General features: G+C 60.0%; 15 protein-coding genes. 11 read left to right on the top strand and 4 right to left on the bottom strand.

Translation table 11 applies throughout. The features are described from left to right. The first annotated feature begins 64 nt into the window (after positions 1-64). The gene (locus ACWHXD_RS10795) at positions 65-1,033 is read left to right on the top strand and encodes a GlxA family transcriptional regulator (RefSeq protein WP_138762707.1); all 969 of its coding nucleotides are present in this window, start codon (positions 65-67) and stop codon (positions 1,031-1,033) included. Here ACWHXD_RS10795 and ACWHXD_RS10800 read toward each other — a convergent pair. From ACWHXD_RS10800 to ACWHXD_RS10810, 3 genes are read right to left on the bottom strand one after another with little or no spacing between them, the layout of a single operon-like run. Continuing rightward, positions 1,019-1,930: an alpha/beta fold hydrolase gene (locus ACWHXD_RS10800; RefSeq protein ID WP_138762706.1), complete on the bottom strand. Its 912-nt coding sequence runs from the start codon at positions 1,928-1,930 to the stop codon at positions 1,019-1,021. The two genes, ACWHXD_RS10795 and ACWHXD_RS10800, sit on opposite strands and share 15 nt — an antisense overlap. Continuing rightward, a complete protein-coding gene (locus tag ACWHXD_RS10805; RefSeq protein ID WP_138762705.1) occupies positions 1,918-3,744 on the bottom strand; it encodes a glycoside hydrolase family 15 protein in 1,827 nt (608 codons plus the stop codon). The genes ACWHXD_RS10800 and ACWHXD_RS10805 overlap by 13 nt, the downstream gene beginning before the upstream one ends. Continuing rightward, on the bottom strand, positions 3,737-4,537 hold the full coding sequence (locus ACWHXD_RS10810) for a glucose 1-dehydrogenase (RefSeq protein WP_138762704.1): 801 nt from the start codon (positions 4,535-4,537) through the stop codon (positions 3,737-3,739). Before ACWHXD_RS10810 ends, ACWHXD_RS10805 begins: the two co-directional genes overlap by 8 nt. Positions 4,538-4,683: 146 nt before the next feature. On the opposite strand from ACWHXD_RS10810, the gene ACWHXD_RS10815 reads away from it, so the two are divergent. The 7 genes from ACWHXD_RS10815 to ACWHXD_RS10845 all read left to right on the top strand — a co-directional run bounded on the left by ACWHXD_RS10815 (position 4,684) and on the right by ACWHXD_RS10845 (position 11,932). Beyond that, positions 4,684-5,085 (top strand): cytochrome c, encoded by a 402-nt coding sequence (locus ACWHXD_RS10815; protein ID WP_098952100.1) that lies wholly within the window; start codon positions 4,684-4,686, stop codon positions 5,083-5,085. A 78-nt stretch (positions 5,086-5,163) separates the two neighbouring features. Beyond that, positions 5,164-5,664 (top strand): sigma-70 family RNA polymerase sigma factor, encoded by a 501-nt coding sequence (locus ACWHXD_RS10820; RefSeq protein ID WP_032892511.1) that lies wholly within the window; start codon positions 5,164-5,166, stop codon positions 5,662-5,664. Positions 5,665-5,690: 26 nt separating this feature from the next. Beyond that, on the top strand, positions 5,691-6,638 hold the full coding sequence (locus tag ACWHXD_RS10825; protein WP_138762703.1) for a FecR family protein: 948 nt from the start codon (positions 5,691-5,693) through the stop codon (positions 6,636-6,638). Positions 6,639-6,735: 97 nt separating this feature from the next. Further along, complete coding sequence (locus tag ACWHXD_RS10830; protein WP_138762702.1) at positions 6,736-9,129, top strand: TonB-dependent siderophore receptor; 2,394 nt, start codon at positions 6,736-6,738, stop codon at positions 9,127-9,129. Positions 9,130-9,364: 235 nt separating this feature from the next. Continuing rightward, complete coding sequence (locus ACWHXD_RS10835) at positions 9,365-10,387, top strand: type III secretion effector protein (protein WP_192901655.1); 1,023 nt, start codon at positions 9,365-9,367, stop codon at positions 10,385-10,387. Between the two features lie 290 nt (positions 10,388-10,677). Further along, entirely contained in the window at positions 10,678-10,845 is a 168-nt protein-coding gene (locus tag ACWHXD_RS10840) for a type III secretion effector protein (protein WP_084570923.1), read from the top strand. A 424-nt stretch (positions 10,846-11,269) separates the two neighbouring features. Continuing rightward, the gene (locus ACWHXD_RS10845; RefSeq protein ID WP_238344574.1) at positions 11,270-11,932 is read left to right on the top strand and encodes a type III secretion effector protein; all 663 of its coding nucleotides are present in this window, start codon (positions 11,270-11,272) and stop codon (positions 11,930-11,932) included. An 8-nt stretch (positions 11,933-11,940) separates the two neighbouring features. Here the strand turns inward: ACWHXD_RS10845 and ACWHXD_RS10850 are convergent, their stop codons facing one another. Then, positions 11,941-13,092, bottom strand: coding sequence for an MFS transporter (locus tag ACWHXD_RS10850; protein ID WP_098952092.1), 1,152 nt, complete (start codon positions 13,090-13,092; stop codon positions 11,941-11,943). Positions 13,093-14,227: 1,135 nt separating this feature from the next. On the opposite strand from ACWHXD_RS10850, the gene ACWHXD_RS10855 reads away from it, so the two are divergent. The 3 genes from ACWHXD_RS10855 to ACWHXD_RS10865 are packed head-to-tail and all read left to right on the top strand — an operon-like array spanning position 14,228 to position 17,725. After that, positions 14,228-16,123: a type VI secretion system Vgr family protein gene (locus tag ACWHXD_RS10855; protein ID WP_138762700.1), complete on the top strand. Its 1,896-nt coding sequence runs from the start codon at positions 14,228-14,230 to the stop codon at positions 16,121-16,123. Then, entirely contained in the window at positions 16,123-16,959 is an 837-nt protein-coding gene (locus tag ACWHXD_RS10860; RefSeq protein WP_138762699.1) for a DUF4123 domain-containing protein, read from the top strand. Before ACWHXD_RS10855 ends, ACWHXD_RS10860 begins: the two co-directional genes overlap by 1 nt. Before the next feature lie 4 nt (positions 16,960-16,963). Beyond that, a complete protein-coding gene (locus tag ACWHXD_RS10865; protein ID WP_178110703.1) occupies positions 16,964-17,725 on the top strand; it encodes a hypothetical protein in 762 nt (253 codons plus the stop codon). Positions 17,726-17,733: the final 8 nt, after the last annotated feature.

The raw sequence follows: 17,733 nt of genomic DNA on the forward strand, positions 1-17,733 counted from the left end.
CGTCCTTACTGTAGAAGCCTAGGCTTTGGCGAATACGCCATTGAACCCACTAATCTCGCCAATCATGCCAAAAATTATTCATGTACTCGCGTTTGAGAATGTCCAGGTGCTGGATGTCACCGGGCCTCTACAGGTGTTCGCATCGGCTAACGATCTGGCGCGCCAGCGTGGTTTGCCATTGCCCTATGCGGTCAACGTCATTGCTACTCAGGCTGGGCCGGTAATGACGTCGGCCGGCCTGGCGCTGCTGGCCGAGGCGTTGCCCGCCATTGAGCAGCCCTGCGACACCCTGGTGATCGCCGGTGGCTGGGGCGTGTACGGTGTTGCCGAGGACCCGACGCTGGTGCAATGGGTGCGTGATAAATCCCGGCACACCCGGCGCATGGCTTCGGTGTGCACCGGGGCTTTTCTGCTGGCCGCCAGTGGCTTGCTCGATGGTTGCCGCGTGGCCACGCACTGGACGCGCTGTGAAGAGCTGGCGCGCAAGTTCCCTGCGCTCACAGTGGAGGCCAATCCGATTTTCATCCAGCAGGGCGCGGTGTGGACATCTGCCGGTGTGACCGCCGGGATCGACCTGTGTCTGGCTTTGGTAGAGGAGGACCTGGGGCGTGCGATTGCCCTGGAAGTGGCGCGCCACTTGGTGGTGTTCCTCAAGCGCCCTGGCGGTCAGTCGCAATTCAGCGTGACGTTATCCCTGCAAAAGAGCGACAGCCGCTTTGCCGAGCTGCATGCCTGGATCGCCGATAACCTGACGCTGGAGTTGAGCATCGCCACTCTGGCGGCCCAGGCTGGCATGAGCGAGCGCAGCTTTGTGCGTCACTACCGCACCGAGACCGGCCAAACCCCGGCACGCGCCGTGGAACTGATCCGCGTCGAAAACGCACGCCGGCAACTGGCAGACAGCACGACCTCCATCAAACGTATCGCCATGCAATGCGGTTTTGGCTGTGAAGAGACCTTGCGTCGCAGCTTTCTAAGGGCTTTGTCGGTGACGCCCCAGGCTTATCGGGAGCGTTTTTCACCGCTCCAGTAGTTCCTGCAGTGCTTCAAGCGTGACCTGGGGCGCTTCCTGGAAAACATTATGCCCAACACCGGGCAACACCTGGCGGCGATAAAAGCCGCTGAAGTGCTCCACATCGTCATCCACAAGCGGCGGCGGGCCCACACCGTCGTCGGCCCCGCACAACGAAATACTCGGTACCGATATCGGCGGTTGTGGCACCAGCGCCTGCTCGATGAATTCCAGCGCGGGATCACCCGGCGCATACATGAAGCGATGGCGATAGGAATGAATCACCACCTCGACAAAATCCGGGTTATCAAACGACGGCGCAGTCAGCGCGTAGCGGCTTGGCCCTTCAGCCCAGGACGGCGACCACAGCGTCCAGAGCAATTGGCAGAGTTCACGCCGGTTGGCCGTCAAGCCATCGACCCCGCGCTGGGTGTGAAAGTAGTACTGATACCAGAGCCGGTGCTCTGTCTCAGGTGCCCTGGGTTTGAGCGACTGGCTGATGGCCTGAATGTTGTAGCCATCGCCGGTCACCAGGCCGCGTACCCGCTGGGGCCATAGCGCCGCGACAATACAGGCGGCACGCCCACCCCAGTCAAAGCCGGCGAGGGTGGCTTGCGGGATGGCCAAGGCATCCATGAAATCCAGCAAGTCCTTGGCCAGCGCTGCCTGTTGGCCGGAGCGCATCACTTGCGTGTTGATAAACCGTGTCGGGCCATAGCCCCGTAAATACGGGACCAATACCCGATAACCACGTTCAGCCAGCACCGGCGCGATGTCGTCGTAACCCCGAGGGTCGTAGGGGAAGCCATGCAGCAGGATCACCGGTTCGCCATCGACGGGGCCGTGGGTTTCGTAAGCCACATCAAGCAGGGTGGTGCGCACATACAGCAGTGCGGGTGGGGTGGTCACGGTTGCCATACGGTCTTCTCCCCGCTGAGCTTGCGGTCCAGGAATGTTGCCGCGCTGATCAACGCCAAATGGCTCAAGGCCTGGGGCGTGTTGCCCAGGTGCCGGGCCTGGCTGTCGAACTCTTCGGCGTACAACCCCAGCGGGTTGGCGTAACGCAGCAACTGTTCGAACTCCAGGTGGGCTTTTTCCACTTGCCCGGCGCGCGCCAGGCATTCGACATACCAGAACGAGCAGGCGGCAAACGCGCCTTCGACGCCTTGCAGCCCATCGATCTGGCTGTCGTCATTGCGATAGCGGTAGACCATGCCGTCGCGCACCAGGCTTTTCTGGATCGCTTCCAGTGTCGACAGCCAGCGCGGGTCCGTGGCGGCGACAAAGCGCACCAGTGGCATCAACAGCATGGAACCGTCGAGGGCGGTGCTGCCGATATGCTGCACAAAATGCCCGCGTTCTTCGTTCCAGAAGTTCGTCCAGATGTCGGCGTAGATCGTCTGGCGTGTCTGGTCCCAGCGTGCGAACGGCGCTGGTAGTGAACGTTTGGAGGCCAGGCGGATGGCGCGGTCCAGGGCCACCCAGCACATCAGGCGTGAGTGCAGGAAGTGATGCTGCTCACCGCGCATTTCCCAGATGCCTACGTCTTTGTGGTTCCAGATCTCACACACCTGGTCGACCACTTCCACCGTGTGTTTCCAACCTTGGTGGGAGATGGCTTCGCCGTATTTGTTCACCAGGTAAACCGCGTCCATCAGTTCGCCATAGATATCCAGCTGGATCTGATCGAACGCCTCATTGCCCACCCGCACCGGTTGGGCGCCGCCGTGGCCGCTCAAGTGGTCGAGGGTGGTTTCCGGCAGTTCCTGGCGGCCGTCGATGCCGTACAGGATGTTGATCTTAGTCGGCTGGCCGCAGCAGTCGCTGACCCGGCCCCTGAGCCAGCGCATGTAGGCGTTGGCCTCCTCGACGAAACCCAGGCGCATAAACGCATAGACGGTGAACGAGGCATCGCGGATCCAGGTATAGCGGTAGTCCCAGTTGCGTTCGCCGCCGGGCGTTTCCGGCAGCCCGAACGTGGCCGCGGCAATGATGGCGCCGTGTTTGCGCGAGGTCAGCAGTTTCAGCGCGAGGGCCGAGCGGTTGACCATCTCGCGCCAACGCCCGCGGTAGTTGGACTGGCTGATCCAACCGCGCCAGAACTTCAAGGTGCGCTCCAGGTAGAGGTCGGTACAGTCGTTGGTGACGCGCGCATCGTCCTGGCCGCCGAGGACAAATTCGGCACCTTCATCCTGGGCGAGGGTAAAGGTGGCGAGGGCGGTGTTGTCTTGAAGAGTCAGCGGCTGGCTGCCGATCAGGCGCAGGCCGGGCTGGCCGCTGGCGGTGAACACCACGCTGGCAGCCTCGGCCTTCGCCTCGGTGGCGGCCCTGGCATAGTCATGGCGCACGGCGCAGCTCAGGTGGATAGTCGCCTTGCCACTGACCACCCGTACCCGCCTGATCAGCAACGGCAGTTCGTCGACGTTTTCGCTGACGTTCAGCAGGTCGGTGATCTCCACCACCGCTTCATCACTCAGCCAGCGGGTCTGCAGCACGTTGGTATCGGGCAGGTAGATCTGCTCGCGGCGGGCGTTGGGCAGGTCCGGGGTAAGTTGGAACGTGCCGGCCTCGGGCGTGTCGAGCAATGCGCAGAACACCGAAGGGCTGTCGAATTCCGGCCAGCAGAAGAAGTCGATGCTGCCGCGGTCATTCACCAGTGCCGCGCTGCGCATGTCGCCGATAATCCCGTGGGCATCGATGGCGCTTTGAGGTTCGTTCTTGAAATCAACCATTGCCACGGAACTCCGGGTAGAGGCTCATACCGCCATCAATGAACAAGGTGCTGCCAACCACATAATCAGAGGCATCGCTGGCTAGCCACACCACCGCATTGGCCACGTCTTCGACGTCACCGACGCGGCCATAAGGAATCAATTTAAGCAGCTCTTGTTCTGCCGCGCCTTCGGTGGCCGCACGGTTGATCGCCGTACGAATGGCCCCCGGTGCGATGCCGTTGATACGGATGCGTTGCTCGCTGACTTCCTGGGCGAGCGTGCGCATCAGCATCTCCACACCGCCCTTGGACGCCGCGTAATTCACATGCCCGGCCCAGGGGATGACTTGATGCACCGAACTCATATGGATGATTTTGCCGGCGGCCCGTGACACACCTTCACGAACGCCCTGGCGATTGAAGATACGCACCGCCGCCCGCGCGCACAGGAATTGCCCGGTGAGGTTGACGCCAATCACCGTGTTCCAATCCTCAAGAGTCATATCGACTAGGTTGGCGTCTTTTTGCAGGCCGGAATTGGCCACCAGAATATCCAGATGGCCGAAGGCGTCGAGGGTTTGCGCGAACAGGCGTTCGACATCGGCCTCCTTGGACACATCGCCGCCAATCGCCAGCGCCTGGCCGCCATTGGCATTGATCTGCGCGGCGAGGGCCTCAGCCGGTGCCGCCTGGGAGTTGTAGTTAAGCACCACCGCCGCGCCTGCTGCGGCCAGGGCTTTGGCCGCACCCGCGCCAATGCCGGAACTGGCCCCGGTGACCAGGGCCACTTGTTGCTGCAAGGAAATCTGCATCGCCCACCCACCGTTTTATGAGAGTCCTTCTTGCTGACTGGCGGCGGGGAGCGGAAGTTCACCCCCAGGCGTTTACGCCCAGCGCGAGTAAACGCGCGACTTATCGTATGATGCTGAAAACAAAGGGCAATACAGGAAGCGATGGAATGCATGCGTGGGCCGATACCCGATTGATCAAACTGTTAGTCAGCGGCGTCTTGGCCGTTTTATCACTGACTCAGACAGCCCTGTGCCTCGCCGATAACAGCAATGGTAAAACGCTGTATCTACAGCGCTGTGCTGTGTGCCATGGGCCCGATATTAAAGGCACGGGGCCATTGGCTAAAAAAAGTAATCCGCCAACCCCCGACCTGACAACCGCCGCCTTCAAGAAACGACTCCATGATTATCCGGGCGTTATCGTCTCCTCGGTCATCCTTCGCCCCAATGGCAACCTGATCCCCAAGACGCTGCAGGACAATGGGGTAAAGATCGCGCCGCATGCCTGGAGCGTTAAAGACTTTCGCGATTTGCATCAATACATGAGTGAGGTCATTTCAAACAAATAGCGGGGGGCGATGAGCAGCAATTGCCCCGCTTAATAGGAAGCATTACTATTCACGCCCCGCCTTCCCAGTGCTCCCGTGATGACTCCGCAGCCGCCCCGCAGAACAGGCTTTTTCGAGCACTACGAAGAGTTGATCGGCACCTGGACGCGCCGCCTGAGAAACCGTCAGCAGGCCGAAGACCTGGCGCACGACACCTTCGTGAGGGTGCTTGAGTCCGCTGCCTGCGAGGTGGCGCAGCCGCGCGCCTACCTGCATCAAACCGCGCGCAATATTGCGGTGGACGCCTACCGCCGCGAAGACCGCCGCGAGGCGTTGACGTTGCAGGCGTTTGATCACAGTGCGCCCCACGGCGGCGACCCGGAGCATTACATGCACGCGGTCCAGTTGGCCGACGCCATCGAGCGGGCGCTGGCCGAGTTGCCGCTCAACTGTCGCAGGGTTTTTATCTGGCAGAAGATCGAAGGGCTCACCCAGCAGGAAATCGCTACACGCCTGGGGCTGTCTAAAAACATGGTGGAAAAGTATATGATCCGCACCCTGCGGCATCTGCGTGATCGTCTGGATGCGAGCGCGCCATGACCGGCTTTGAAACAGGATCTTCCACGATGGATAACCGTGTCCGTGATGAGGCCGCGCAGTGGTTTGTACGCCTGCAAGACGGCCCATTGAGTGCCCAGGAACGTCAACGTTTCGATGCCTGGCGTGGGGCGCATCCCGCGCATCAGTACGAAATCGATGTGCTGCAAGGGCTATGGAACGCTACGGATTTACTGCCCAAGGCCCGCTTGCAGGCGCTGGGCGACGCGCCGGTCGAGCGCCCCGGTCGGCGTGCGTTGATGCGTTATGCCGTGGCCGCCAGTGTGGTCGCCGTTGCAGTGGGCTTGAGTGTATTCAGCGTGTTTGAGCCAAAGCCCTACAATGCCGAATTCAGTACGCAAGTGGGCGAGCATCGCCAAGTGACTTTGCCCGACGGTTCAGTGATGGACCTCAACAGCCGCAGCGTGGTCGCGGTTCACTACGCAAAGGGCCGGCGAGGCGTGGAGCTCAAACAGGGCGAGGCGATGTTCAGCGTGCAACATGACGCCGGCCGCCCGTTTGTAGTCGCCGCCGGGGCAGGGCAGGTGACCGTCACCGGCACGCGTTTTGATGTGCGCCTGGATGCGGACCAGACCCGCGTGGCGGTCGAAGCCGGCACGGTCAAGGTGCAGGGCCAGGCGTCCGATCACATCGTCACGCTCACCGCCGGGCGTGGCACCTATGTCGACCCCCAAGGCGAAGTGGCAGCGGCTTACGCAGTGAACCCTGAAGAACTGACCGCGTGGCGCAGCGGTAAACTGGTGTTCAACAACGCCACCCTGAGTGAGGTGGCGCGGGAAGTGTCGCGCTACCGCGAGCAACCGCTGCGCGTCAGTACGGCAGCGGTGGGCAACCTGCGCTTGACCAGCGTGTTCAAATCCAGCGACACCGACGCCTTGCTCAAGGCCTTGCCCCACATCCTGCCGGTCGCCTTGCGCACCTTGTCGGACGGTAGCCAGGAAATTATTTCACGCTGACATTCAGGTTTTTTTCGAGTTCTTCGTCTTCTTCTGCAACTGCAACTGGTTTGCATTAACGGCCGCGCATGCTTGCGATCACAGGACTAGGTTCGACGTGAAAAAACTTGCCCTCCACAACAATAAAATCTCCCGCTGGGCGCCCTTGGCCCTGGCCGTTGCCATCAGTACCGCACAGGCTGCCGAGGGCATCCACATTCGCGCCCAATCCCTGGGCGCAGCCTTGAGCCAGTTGGGCCAACAGACCTCGCTGCAAGTGTTCTTCAGCCCCGATATGGTTGCCGGCAAGCAAGCCCCTGCGGTGGATGGCAAGCTCTCGCCCGAACAAGCCCTGCGCCAATTACTGCAAGGCAGTGGCCTGGATTACCAGATTGACGCCGGCTCCGTGACCTTGCGCCCGGTGAGCAACGGCACCGGTGAAGCCGGCTCGCCGCTGGTGCTGGGTGTGACCAATATCAAGGTGGTAGGCGACTGGCTTGCCGACGCCGATGCCGAAGTGGTGCAGAACCACCCCGGTGCGCGCACGGTTATTCGCCGCGAGGCCATGGTGGAGCAGGGCGCGATGAACGTCGGTGATGTGTTGCGCCGCGTGCCTGGCGTGCAAGTGCAGGAATCCAACGGCACCGGTGGCAGTGATATTTCCCTCAACGTCGGTGTACGCGGGCTGACGTCGCGCCTGTCGCCGCGCTCCACCGTGCTGATTGACGGCGTACCGGCGGCGTTTGCTCCCTACGGCCAGCCACAACTGTCGATGGCGCCGATTTCTGCCGGTAACCTGGAAAGTATCGACGTTGTCCGTGGCGCGGGTTCGGTGCGTTATGGGCCACAGAACGTCGGCGGTGTGATCAACTTCGTAACCCGTGCGATCCCGCAAGACTTCTCCGGGGAAGTCGGCACCACCCTGCAAACCTCCGCCCATGGTGGCTGGAAACATGTGGAGAACGCCTTTATCGGCGGCACGGCCGACAACGGTATCGGCGCCGCGCTGCTGTACTCCGGGGTCAACGGCAACGGTTACCGCAACAGCAACAACGGCAACGACATCGATGACGTGATCTTCAAGACCCACTGGGCGCCGACCGATCAAGACGATTTCTCGCTGAACTTCCATTATTACGATGCCAGCGCCGATATGCCCGGCGGCCTGACCCAGCAGCAGTTCGACGCCAACCCGTACCAATCGTTACGCGACTGGGACAACTTCAGCGGGCGCCGCAAGGACGTGTCCTTCAAGTACATCCGCCAGATCGACGACCGTACCCAGGCCGAAGTGCTGACTTACTATTCCGACAGCTTCCGTGGCAGCACCATTGCCAACCGCGACCTCAAGACCCTCAGCTCCTACCCGCGCACCTACTACACTTTCGGCATCGAGCCGCGTGTGTCCCATGTGTTCGACCTGGGGCCCAGCACCCAGGAAGTCAGCGTGGGTTATCGCTACCTCAAAGAAGGCATGCACGAGGAGGCCAGCAGCCTGAACCTGGTCAACAATGTGCCGACGCCGGGCGGGCAGAGCGACGGCCACGTATACCAGGACCGCACGGGGGGTACCGAAGCCAACGCCTTCTATATCGATAACAAAATCGATATCGGCAAATGGACCATCACCCCCGGCATTCGCTTCGAAGACATCCGCACCGAATGGCATGATCGTCCGGTCGTGGCCTTGAATGGCAAGCGTACCGAGGAAAAACGCCGCGAAGTCCACAACAACGAACCGCTGCCGGCCCTGAGCGTGATGTACCACGTATCTGACGCGTGGAAACTGTTCGCCAACTACGAAACCTCCTTCGGCAGCCTGCAGTATTTCCAATTGGGCCAGGGCGGTACCGGCGACCAGACGGCCAACGGCCTGAACCCGGAAAAGGCCAAGACCTACGAGGTTGGTACGCGCTACAACGACAGCGTCTGGGGTGGCGAAGTGACGCTGTTCTACATCGACTTCTCGGATGAACTGCAATACGTCAGTAATGACGTGGGCTGGACCAACCTCGGCGCCACCAAGCACAGCGGCATCGAAGCATCGGCCCATTACGACCTGGCCAACCTCGACCCGCGCCTCGACGGCCTCACCGCCAACGCGGGCTTTACCTACACCAAGGCCACCTCCGAAGGTGATGTGCCGTTCAAGGGCCGCGACCTGCCACTGTATTCCCGCCAAGTGGCGACCCTGGGCCTGCGCTACGACGTCAACCACTGGACCCACAACCTGGACGTCTATGCCCAGTCCGGCCAACGTGCGCCAGGCACCGGTACCACCTATATCACCCAAGGCACTGCGGATGGCCAATACGGTGATATCCCAGGATATGTCTCGGTCAACGTGCGCAGTGGCTATGACTTTGGCGCGCAACTGTCGAACCTGAAGCTGGGGGTGGGTGTGAAAAACGTCTTCGACCAGCAGCATTACACGCGCTCCAGCGACAACAATGCCGGGTTGTACCTGGGTGAGCCTCGCACGTTTTTCGTACAGGCGAGCGTGGGGTTCTGATCTGTTGTTGGTAGGAAAGATCGCAACCCCAGGGTTGCGATTTTTTTTGCCTGGGTCAGGCGCTCTGCTCACTCATAACCGGCAGGCCACCCTCCGTTTCCTACGTCGCCCCCGCACAGATTATTGCTGGCTCAGGAACTGATTCCGACGCAAAACCACACATGGGAAAGCTGGTGGGCTTCGACATTACGTTGGAGCGACAAGCTGAAAATCGCCCACTGTCATGGAGAAACGTATGTCGGTATCGATGTCGGATGCACCCGTCTCTGCGTCATCAACGCCTGACCTCTCACCGGCCAATGCCAAGGCCGAGATCAAAAATACCCGCCAGGCGCCTGCTACGCCTTCCTTCAATGGTCAGCAGGCTGCCCATGTGAATTTTCAAACCGGGGACAACAAGGCCGGGCCTGTATTCAGTCATCACCAGGCGCCAACCACCGCGGCAGATGTGCTTGGGCATCACCACAACCCGCCGGCCATGCAGAACTTCCTGAGCCAACTCAAGCACTGGATCAGCCACTGGTTCTCTGGGCATCGGCCACCCATGCATCCTGGTTGTGGGCATCCGCCGCCACGGCCGAACCCAGGTTGCAGCAACCCGCCACCCAGGCCGAACCCTAGTGAGTGCAACCCACCACCACGACCGGATCCCACCGCATGTCGGCCGTATCCGCCCGCCCCCGGCAGGCCAGACGCGCAGTACTCTCTCAAGAGTCGAGAAGAGTTGGCGCAGCAGTTGCGTGACAGCTTCAATGCCTTCAGAGACCCGAAGAACCCTGGCTCTATCAGCGTTGACAGCATTCTTGCGATGGCCAAAAGAGGGTGGTCGCCCAGCTCGGGCATGAACGAGAACATTCGCCTGGCCAATGAGTTGCTACGGCGTCCGGAACTGATGGCCGCGCTGGATCGGCACGGTTCCACGGGCGCTTTGGATGGCCTGGTCGACCGGCACAGCCTGAATGCGGTGATCCAAGGGGAAAACTACTTCAAGTACAAGACTGACAAAGAGCTGGCCGGTGAACTGCTTGAGCATTTTGACGAGTTGAAGGACGGTAGCGGGGGCTCAAGCCTTAAAATCTGCGACTTGAAAAAGTGGGCATGCAAGCCGCTTACCGGCGACGCGGCCAAGGATCACCTGATCCAGTTGGCCCAGGAAATGCTCAAGCGCAGTGACGTGCTTGAGCGGATGGATAACCGCGCCAGTAAAGATGACGATGGGAAGATCAGCCGTACAGGCCTGTACCTGTTGTCCCGCTGAGCCTTCTTCAGGCGTCGCCTCTCGGAGGCGGCGCCAGTCCTATATGTTTCAAGGAACGAATCACGCCCATTTGCCACATAAGTGGTACCTGCGGTTGCGACTCGCGCCGTCGCTTTTCAGATTCTGAATGAGGGAAAAATATGCCTTCAACCTCGTTTAATTCTCGCCCAACCGGGCCCATCGAACTCCTGCGCAATACCCAACGTGAAAGTCTGCCAGTCTCCCAGGACCGCGCACCCTCGTGCAGTTTCCCTTTTGCGTCGACGGAATATGAGGCACAGGCGCGGCGCATGAAAGCTTATGCCGGCCAGCTTAAATTCCAAGCGCCTGTGTCGGACGATTTTTCCCGAGGCATGCTGGCAGACCCACAGGTTAAGGGGCAGGGTACTGATTCGTTGGACGACACCGGCTTGATCAACTGCCTGACCAGTTGGTGGCGCAGGCGCAAGCTGGGCTAACCGTGGCTGAGCACGGTTTACATATTGTCATGGGTATTTATCGTCCACTCGGAACTGTCGAGTTCATCCAACCACACATGAGGTGCCTGCCTGAGTGGAGTCCAGTCGTTGATTTTGCCCATCAAGGTAACGTCAACCCAGCGGATATGCATCTGAACAGAGTTGGAGAAAACCCATGACAATCGAGGGTGTACTACCTTCCCGGCCTCTCCCCCCCGACAGGCCGGCCTTACAACCAACCAAGCCACCACCGGCCACCGCTGAAACCTGGCATGAAAGCTCTTCCACGTCCCCGCTGGAAGGCCCGCGCAAGGCCCGTCTTTTTCGTGCACCCTTGTCTGCTCTGCGTCATCGAGACTTGCAGAACTTATCCATTGAGCGGTCCAGTGGTGCCCTGCCGAGTGCAACGTCAACGGATAGCCAGTTGGCTAAAGCGCTGGAAAAATCCTTCGCCTTGCTGCACTCGTTCCTGAGTGATGGGCGACTGACCTGGCTGTCCTTGCAGCGGATCGCCGCTCATCCTATGGGGGAAAGCGAGGCGTTGGATGACGTGATTCAGGTCGTGAGGGAAATGCTCAAGCGCCCGCGCTTGAGTGATGCGGTTTTCAGCCGGGACGGCGATATCACGCGCGATAGCCTCAATACGGCTGCCCAGGCTTTGCCGGGGAACAGCTCGGCGAATGTGTTCAGTCAAGACCCGTTTCATGCGCAAGGCAATGCGCAGGTGGTGGAGGCACTGCAAAGCCAGTTTGCGCTGTTGAGAGACGAGGCCATGGATCGAACCTACCTGTTTGAACAGCATCAGTACGTTGAAATCGCCAGGCTCAAGGAGGTCATGCAGGACCCGTACGAGGTTGATCAACAGGGCGCGCCCGTGCTGGATACGTCCACGGGCATGCCCCAGCCCAAATACAGCGAACTCTGCGTCTACACCGCCAAGAACATTATTGAACGCCCAGGCTTGTTGCCCTCATTGGAGCGTGCAAATGTCACACGACTATTTGGTCCACCTCACAAAGAGGGGTGGCTGAGCAACAAAAGCCTCGAACGGTGGCATGAGCAGGACGCCGCTCGCAAGGCACGCTGAAAAGCGAGCTATACCTTGAGGATTTTGCCACTGATGGCCACTGCCGCCAGCAATACCGCGATCAGGATGAAGGCAGTACTCAAGCTGCTGCCATGGGCGATAAAGCCAATCATGGCGGGGCCGGCGAGAATGCCGGCATAACCCAGTGTGGTGATGGCTGGCACCGCAATATGTTCCGGCATCACTGTTTGCTTACCCACGGCGGTATATAGCACCGGCACGATATTCGAACACCCGGCACCCACCAGTGCATACCCGAGCAGCGCCGTTTCCCACGCTGGCAATAGGGTTGCGAGGAGCAAGCCGGCACAGGCCAGCGCGCCACCGATCACAATCACCCGTGTGGGACCCAGGCGTCGAACAATGGCATCGCCGGTCAGGCGTCCAGCGGTCATGGTCAAGGCAAATGCCGCGTAGCCCATGCCGGCGTAAGCCTCATCCAGGCCGCGCTCGGCGCTCAAAAACACAGCACTCCAATCCAGTACGGCGCCTTCAGCCAAAAAGACGATGAAACACAGGCAACCGATAAACAACACCACCCCATGGGGCACTGCAAATGCCGGCCCCGAGCTTTCACTGCCATAAGGCAACAAGTGCGGTGCAGCCTTGAACAGCGCTGCCAGCGTGATAACCACCACCACCAGGGTTGCCTGCAATGGTGACAGCCCCAGGCCCAGTAACCCCGCAACGCCCGCTGCGCCGACAATGCCCCCCAGGCTGAACAAGCCATGGAAGCCCGACATCATGGTTTTGCCACTGGCGCGCTCAACGATCACCGCTTGCAGGTTGACGGTGGAGTCCACGGTGCCCAGGCCTGCGCCAAACAGGAACAACCCGGCAATCAACAACGGGATCGAACTGACGGTGGCCAGCATCGGCAGGGCCATGCAGATCATCAGCGTCCCTGCGGTCAGCACCCGTCGGCAGCCATAGCGCGAGGCCAGCGCGCCCGCCGCCGGCATTGCGATGATCGACCCCACTCCCAGGCACAACAACAGCAGGCCAAGGGTGCCTTCATTCAGGTCCGCACGCGCCTTGGCGTACGGCACCAACGGCGCCCAGGCCGCGATACCAAAACCTGCGATAAAAAAAGCGATGCGGGTCGACATCTGTTCCAGCCGCCCAGGAACCACGGGGGCAGGGGTGGAAATGGCAGTCATGAAAAATCCTTGGTTTGGCGTTCAACGAACGATGTCCGGCGCGACATCCTTGCACATCAGGCCCTCTCGAGCGAGCCGGGTTCCCTTGGTGTTATGGGGTGCGAGGCAAATTTTTTTACAAACATGGAACGCTTTGGTCACCGGTGACCACGTAGAAATGATCGAGCCTGTAGGAGGTGAGCTGGAAGGTGTGTAATCCCTGTGGGAGTGGCTGAACCCCAGGTTTCTTGCGGCGGATTACCACCTTCCAGCTCACTTTCCACAGGCTTGGCGTTGTAATACGCCGCAGTCCCGCTAGGTAGAGACGCGGGGGCGATATCAGTGGGGAGGCTTGACGCCCCGCGATCCTAATGTGGGAGCTGGCTTGCCTGCGATGACGGCCTGCCAGCCGATGCAGATCTACCTGACACCCCACTCTCAAACTGTGGGAGCGGGCTTGCTCGCGAAGGTGGCCTAGCAGTCAACACAGTTGGATTGTGTGCATATCCATTGCTGCGGTAACGGCTACTTAGGGTTCCGCCTGACGGCGGGTCACTTTGGAAAAGAGCCCCAAAGTAACCAAAGGGCTCTTGCCCCACCACTCGGCACCTCGCTTGGGCTCGGTGTGCCCGTAATCCGCCAGTGATTTGGGGGGCCGCCGCCACGCGCCATCCATGGCGCGGGGCGGCTAAACCGGCATCCCTGCCGGTTTACCCCCCAAATCCCTGTCGAATTCCGGCCAGCGTGGTTTGACGGGGCGCTTAAGATCAAGATCAAAAGCAGATCAAGAGCGGCTCGCTTCGCATCGTGGTTAGGCATGGTCAGGAGCCGACACTTGTAGCGGGACAGGGCGACTAAAAAGCGGAATCGACTGTCGCATTAATAAGTGTCAGCCGTTTCCTTATGGTTTAGTTATACAGAGACAATCTGTAGTCGGAATTTTCTTCATGCTGTTAGAAGATTTTTTTGGCTGTATATATTCTGTAAAAGACACTTCCATCTTCGCTGTACGAAACTTCTGTTTTATTCAAAAAGGACCGAAAAGTGCCTGGGGTCGCTAAGCTTAGGCGTGTTCAGGTGCTTTTTTTCGCAATCCGAATGGGTATTGGGGCGAGAGAGAGTCGTTCAAGAGAAAGTTGATGGCGGGTAACAAAGGATGGTTAACGGGTTTGTTTCGTCGCGTTTCAAGTTAGTCCTTGCAAGCATAAATACAGAACTTCAGGTAGTGGCGTTCAAAGGCAGCGAAGCCCTCGATCAGCCTTACTTCATACAGGTGCAGTTAGTCAGCGAAGATCCTTCCCTTGACCTGGAGGCGTTGCTCCATCAACCCGTCTATCTGGCTTTCGGCGAAGCAGACCAGGGCTTGCATGGGCAAGTCTACGCCATCGGTCGGGATGATCCCGGTACGCGGCTCACCCTTTATCACCTGACGCTCGCCCCACGCATGGCATCCCTTGCCCATCGTTGCGACCAGCGGGTTTTCCAGCAGCGCAGCGTACCGCAGATCATTGCCGCGGTCCTCGAACATCACGGTATCTTTGCCGACGCCTACGCGTTTGAGTTGGGGCCGGTGGTGTATCCGCCGCGCACGTTTTGCGTGCAGTACAGGGAGTCCGACCTGCATTTCATCCAGCGGCTGTGTGAGGAGGAGGGTATTCACTACCACTTTCGCCACAGCGCGGAGAATCATCTGCTGGTGTTTGGCGATGACCAGACGGTATTTCGCCGGTTGCCGGTGCAGCGTTATTGTCCCTCGGCTGATCCATCGCTTGGGGCCCCGGTTGTCCAGCGTTTCGACCGGCGCCTAATAACGCGCAGCCGGCGCACAGTACGTCGTGATTATGACTTTGAGCACCCTTCGTTTCGCCTGCATGCCCAGGCCGGTAGCGGGCCGGCGGATCCTTTGGAGGACTATGGCTATCCTGCCGGCTTTAATGGCCATGCACGCGGTGCACAACTGGCGCGACGTAGCCTGGAACGTCACCAGCGTGATCGCCATCGGGTACTGGGCAAGAGCGATCAACCGGCATTGTGCAGTGGTCACTTTCTTGAGCTGTGTGATCACCCGGACCCAGCCTGCAACGACTTATGGCTGTTGACTTCGGTGCGTCATGAGGGTTACCAGCCGCAGGTGTTGGAGGAGTCGATCGTTGATGCCAATGGGTTCCAAGGCTATCGCAACCGGTTCACCGCAACTCCCTGGCGCGCAGTGCATCGACCTGCCCTCAAGCACCCCAAGCCAACGATCAGTGGCAGCCAGACCGCGACGGTAACCGGGCCTGCCGGCGAGGACGTGCACTGCGATGCCTATGGTCGTGTGAAGGTGTGCTTTCACTGGGATCGCGCGGAAAAGGGCGACGAGACCAGCAGTTGTTGGCTGCGCGTGGCGTCCGGTTGGGCGGGTGATGGGTTTGGCGCCATGGTCATTCCACGGGTGGGCATGGAAGTGCTGGTGAGCTTTCTGGAGGGAGACCCGGACCAACCCCTTGTCACCGGTTGCCTGCCCAATGCATCGCACTTGCCGGCGTACCCTTTGCCGCAGCACAAGACACGCAGCGTTCTGCGCAGCCGCAGTTCGCCGAGCGGCGGGGGCGCCAATGAGTTGTACCTTGAAGACCGACGCGGCGAAGAGCTCATTTACCTGCGCGCCCAGCGTGACCTGGAGCAACGGGTGGGGCATGACAGTCGCCTGGAGGTAGAGGGCGATAGCCTGACTCGCGTTGGCCAAAGCCTGGTGATCGAAGCCGGGCAGCAGGTTCATCTCAAGGCCGGTGGCAGCCTGGTGATAGAGGCTGGTGCACAATTGAGCTTGAAGGCGGGCGGCGAACACCTGGTGATGCAAGCCGGCAGTATTTGCAGCAGCCGGTCCATCACCCTGGGCGGTTTGCCGTCTGCAGGCCGTTCGGTGAGCCCGTCATTGGTTGCCGGCGTGCAAATCTCTGCAGCGCAAGGCGTCATCATGGATCTGGCCAAGCAACTGGGCGCGGACTTTTGCCCGCTGTGCGAACGCTGCCGCGAAGGCCTGTGCAATATCGCGGGGAGGGCGGCCTGATGGACAATTTGCCCCATCGCTGGATGGCCCAACAACAGCAGAGCGGACACCAACTGTGCCTGATGCTGGAGGGTAATCACGAGGCTCGCCAACCCCTGCTGGCAGATCGCGCCCCGTCGCACTATTGCAGCCTGTACAGCGAGACCGATGCGGCGGAGTTGGCGAATTCAGGCCCGCTCATACTGTTACTGGAGCAGATGAATGAGCCTGCACTGGCCGACCTGCTGTTACACCCTGAGTCGAACTGGGGTTGGCTCGCCAGCCTGCCGGCCAGCGACTTGGCGGGTATGGCGCGTCATTGGCGTGAGCGATTACTCCTGGGGCCAGTAGGCCAGCAGGCGCTTTATCGCTTTCACGACAACCGCACCCTGGCCCGTGCCTTGGCCCATCTGGCCGAGGAACACTGGCCGGTCTACCTCGGGCCAATGATCAGCGTGTGCTATTGGCATGAAGGCCGTTGGTGCCATCACGAAAACCCTGCACCGGGCGACTACCCGGCGCCTGAGCCCCCGCCGTGGCTCGACACACCCAACCCCAAGGCCGACGCCATCCTGCACGCCAATATCCTGCGCTACCTGCTGGCGGAGCACAGCGAAGACCTGGCGGCATTGGTCGAATTCCAAGACCCCAGGATTTGGCTGGCCCAGGTACTGAAGCAAGCGCGCACCTGGCAATGGCGGGAGCCGGAGCAGCTCGAATTTCTGGTGGTACGCCGGTTGGCAGAGGCGACCGGCAGCAGTGTTGCTCATTGGCAGCCGAGGGCAGGCGAGGCGCCAGAAGAGCATTTTGAACGAGTGGCGGCACAGTGGCGCAGGGAGGTGGGGAGTGGTGAATAGATGGATGGGATTGGTGCTACTGGTGGTTATGGGGCTTTCGGGATGTACGGGGCGGGCGGTGGAGAGTTTTACGTTGGAGGTGGATTTGCCGGCGCAATTCGGCCTTGTGGGCGATGCTTCCTACACCCCCGCTCCGGGTGAAACGTGCAAGTTGCCTCGAAGACATGGCAAGCGACCGGATCTCAAAATATTCAACGCTGCCAGCAAGCCCGTAGCGAATAGAGTGAGTTTCGACGTGCCACTGACAGAGCGGGTGGAAGGCTGCTCGCTGATGTTACGTAAACTTGTGTTTGCGATTAACGCAAAGTGGGGGGAGCGTTGGTCGGACGTCGGACGGGATTACGCCGCTGTTTATATCCGAGATAGTTGGGAGGGCGGAATGTCTTTGATGTCAGAAAGTTATGTCCGAGAGCTCCCAGGGCAATGCCAATGGTTGTTTCGTACTGTTGGCCCCCAGCATGCCCTTATTAAGGGGCTTAAATGCAATTCGCTGAACACCAGCGGACAGCTTACGAAAGCTCGTGCTGGCGGTTATGTGTCCCGTGCTGGGTTGCGTGGGAAGACGCTGAGAATGGTGCTGGCGTTAACGGAAGAAGAACAACCAGCAGTGCAAGACAACTGGGTAAAGGTTGTCGGTGGCTGGAAGCGTTGCAGGGGAGAAAGCCAGGAAGACATATTTGCGTTTTGTCGCGGCAATGTCTCTGACTTCAAGGCTTTCAAAATGCCAGATGGGCGTCTATGCAATATTTATCCGACCTGTGATTAATCAGGAGA

It is taken from the genome of Pseudomonas fjordensis (assembly GCF_976987115.1).

What these genes read in the sequence shown, in the direction of transcription:
- ACWHXD_RS10805 (WP_138762705.1), bottom strand. Translation starts at nt 3,744, where the DNA reads ATGGTTGATTTCAAGAACGAACCTCAAAGCGCCATCGATGCCCACGGG.
- ACWHXD_RS10810 (WP_138762704.1), bottom strand. Translation starts at nt 4,537, where the DNA reads ATGCAGATTTCCTTGCAGCAACAAGTGGCCCTGGTCACCGGGGCCAGT.
- ACWHXD_RS10840 (WP_084570923.1), top strand. Translation starts at nt 10,678, where the DNA reads ATGAAAGCTTATGCCGGCCAGCTTAAATTCCAAGCGCCTGTGTCGGAC.
- ACWHXD_RS10795 (WP_138762707.1), top strand. Translation starts at nt 65, where the DNA reads ATGCCAAAAATTATTCATGTACTCGCGTTTGAGAATGTCCAGGTGCTG.
- ACWHXD_RS10815 (WP_098952100.1), top strand. Translation starts at nt 4,684, where the DNA reads ATGCATGCGTGGGCCGATACCCGATTGATCAAACTGTTAGTCAGCGGC.
- ACWHXD_RS10860 (WP_138762699.1), top strand. Translation starts at nt 16,123, where the DNA reads ATGGACAATTTGCCCCATCGCTGGATGGCCCAACAACAGCAGAGCGGA.
- ACWHXD_RS10800 (WP_138762706.1), bottom strand. Translation starts at nt 1,930, where the DNA reads ATGGCAACCGTGACCACCCCACCCGCACTGCTGTATGTGCGCACCACC.
- ACWHXD_RS10825 (WP_138762703.1), top strand. Translation starts at nt 5,691, where the DNA reads ATGGATAACCGTGTCCGTGATGAGGCCGCGCAGTGGTTTGTACGCCTG.
- ACWHXD_RS10855 (WP_138762700.1), top strand. Translation starts at nt 14,228, where the DNA reads ATGGTTAACGGGTTTGTTTCGTCGCGTTTCAAGTTAGTCCTTGCAAGC.
- ACWHXD_RS10820 (WP_032892511.1), top strand. Translation starts at nt 5,164, where the DNA reads ATGACTCCGCAGCCGCCCCGCAGAACAGGCTTTTTCGAGCACTACGAA.
- ACWHXD_RS10850 (WP_098952092.1), bottom strand. Translation starts at nt 13,092, where the DNA reads ATGACTGCCATTTCCACCCCTGCCCCCGTGGTTCCTGGGCGGCTGGAA.
- ACWHXD_RS10835 (WP_192901655.1), top strand. Translation starts at nt 9,365, where the DNA reads ATGTCGGTATCGATGTCGGATGCACCCGTCTCTGCGTCATCAACGCCT.
- ACWHXD_RS10865 (WP_178110703.1), top strand. Translation starts at nt 16,964, where the DNA reads ATGGGATTGGTGCTACTGGTGGTTATGGGGCTTTCGGGATGTACGGGG.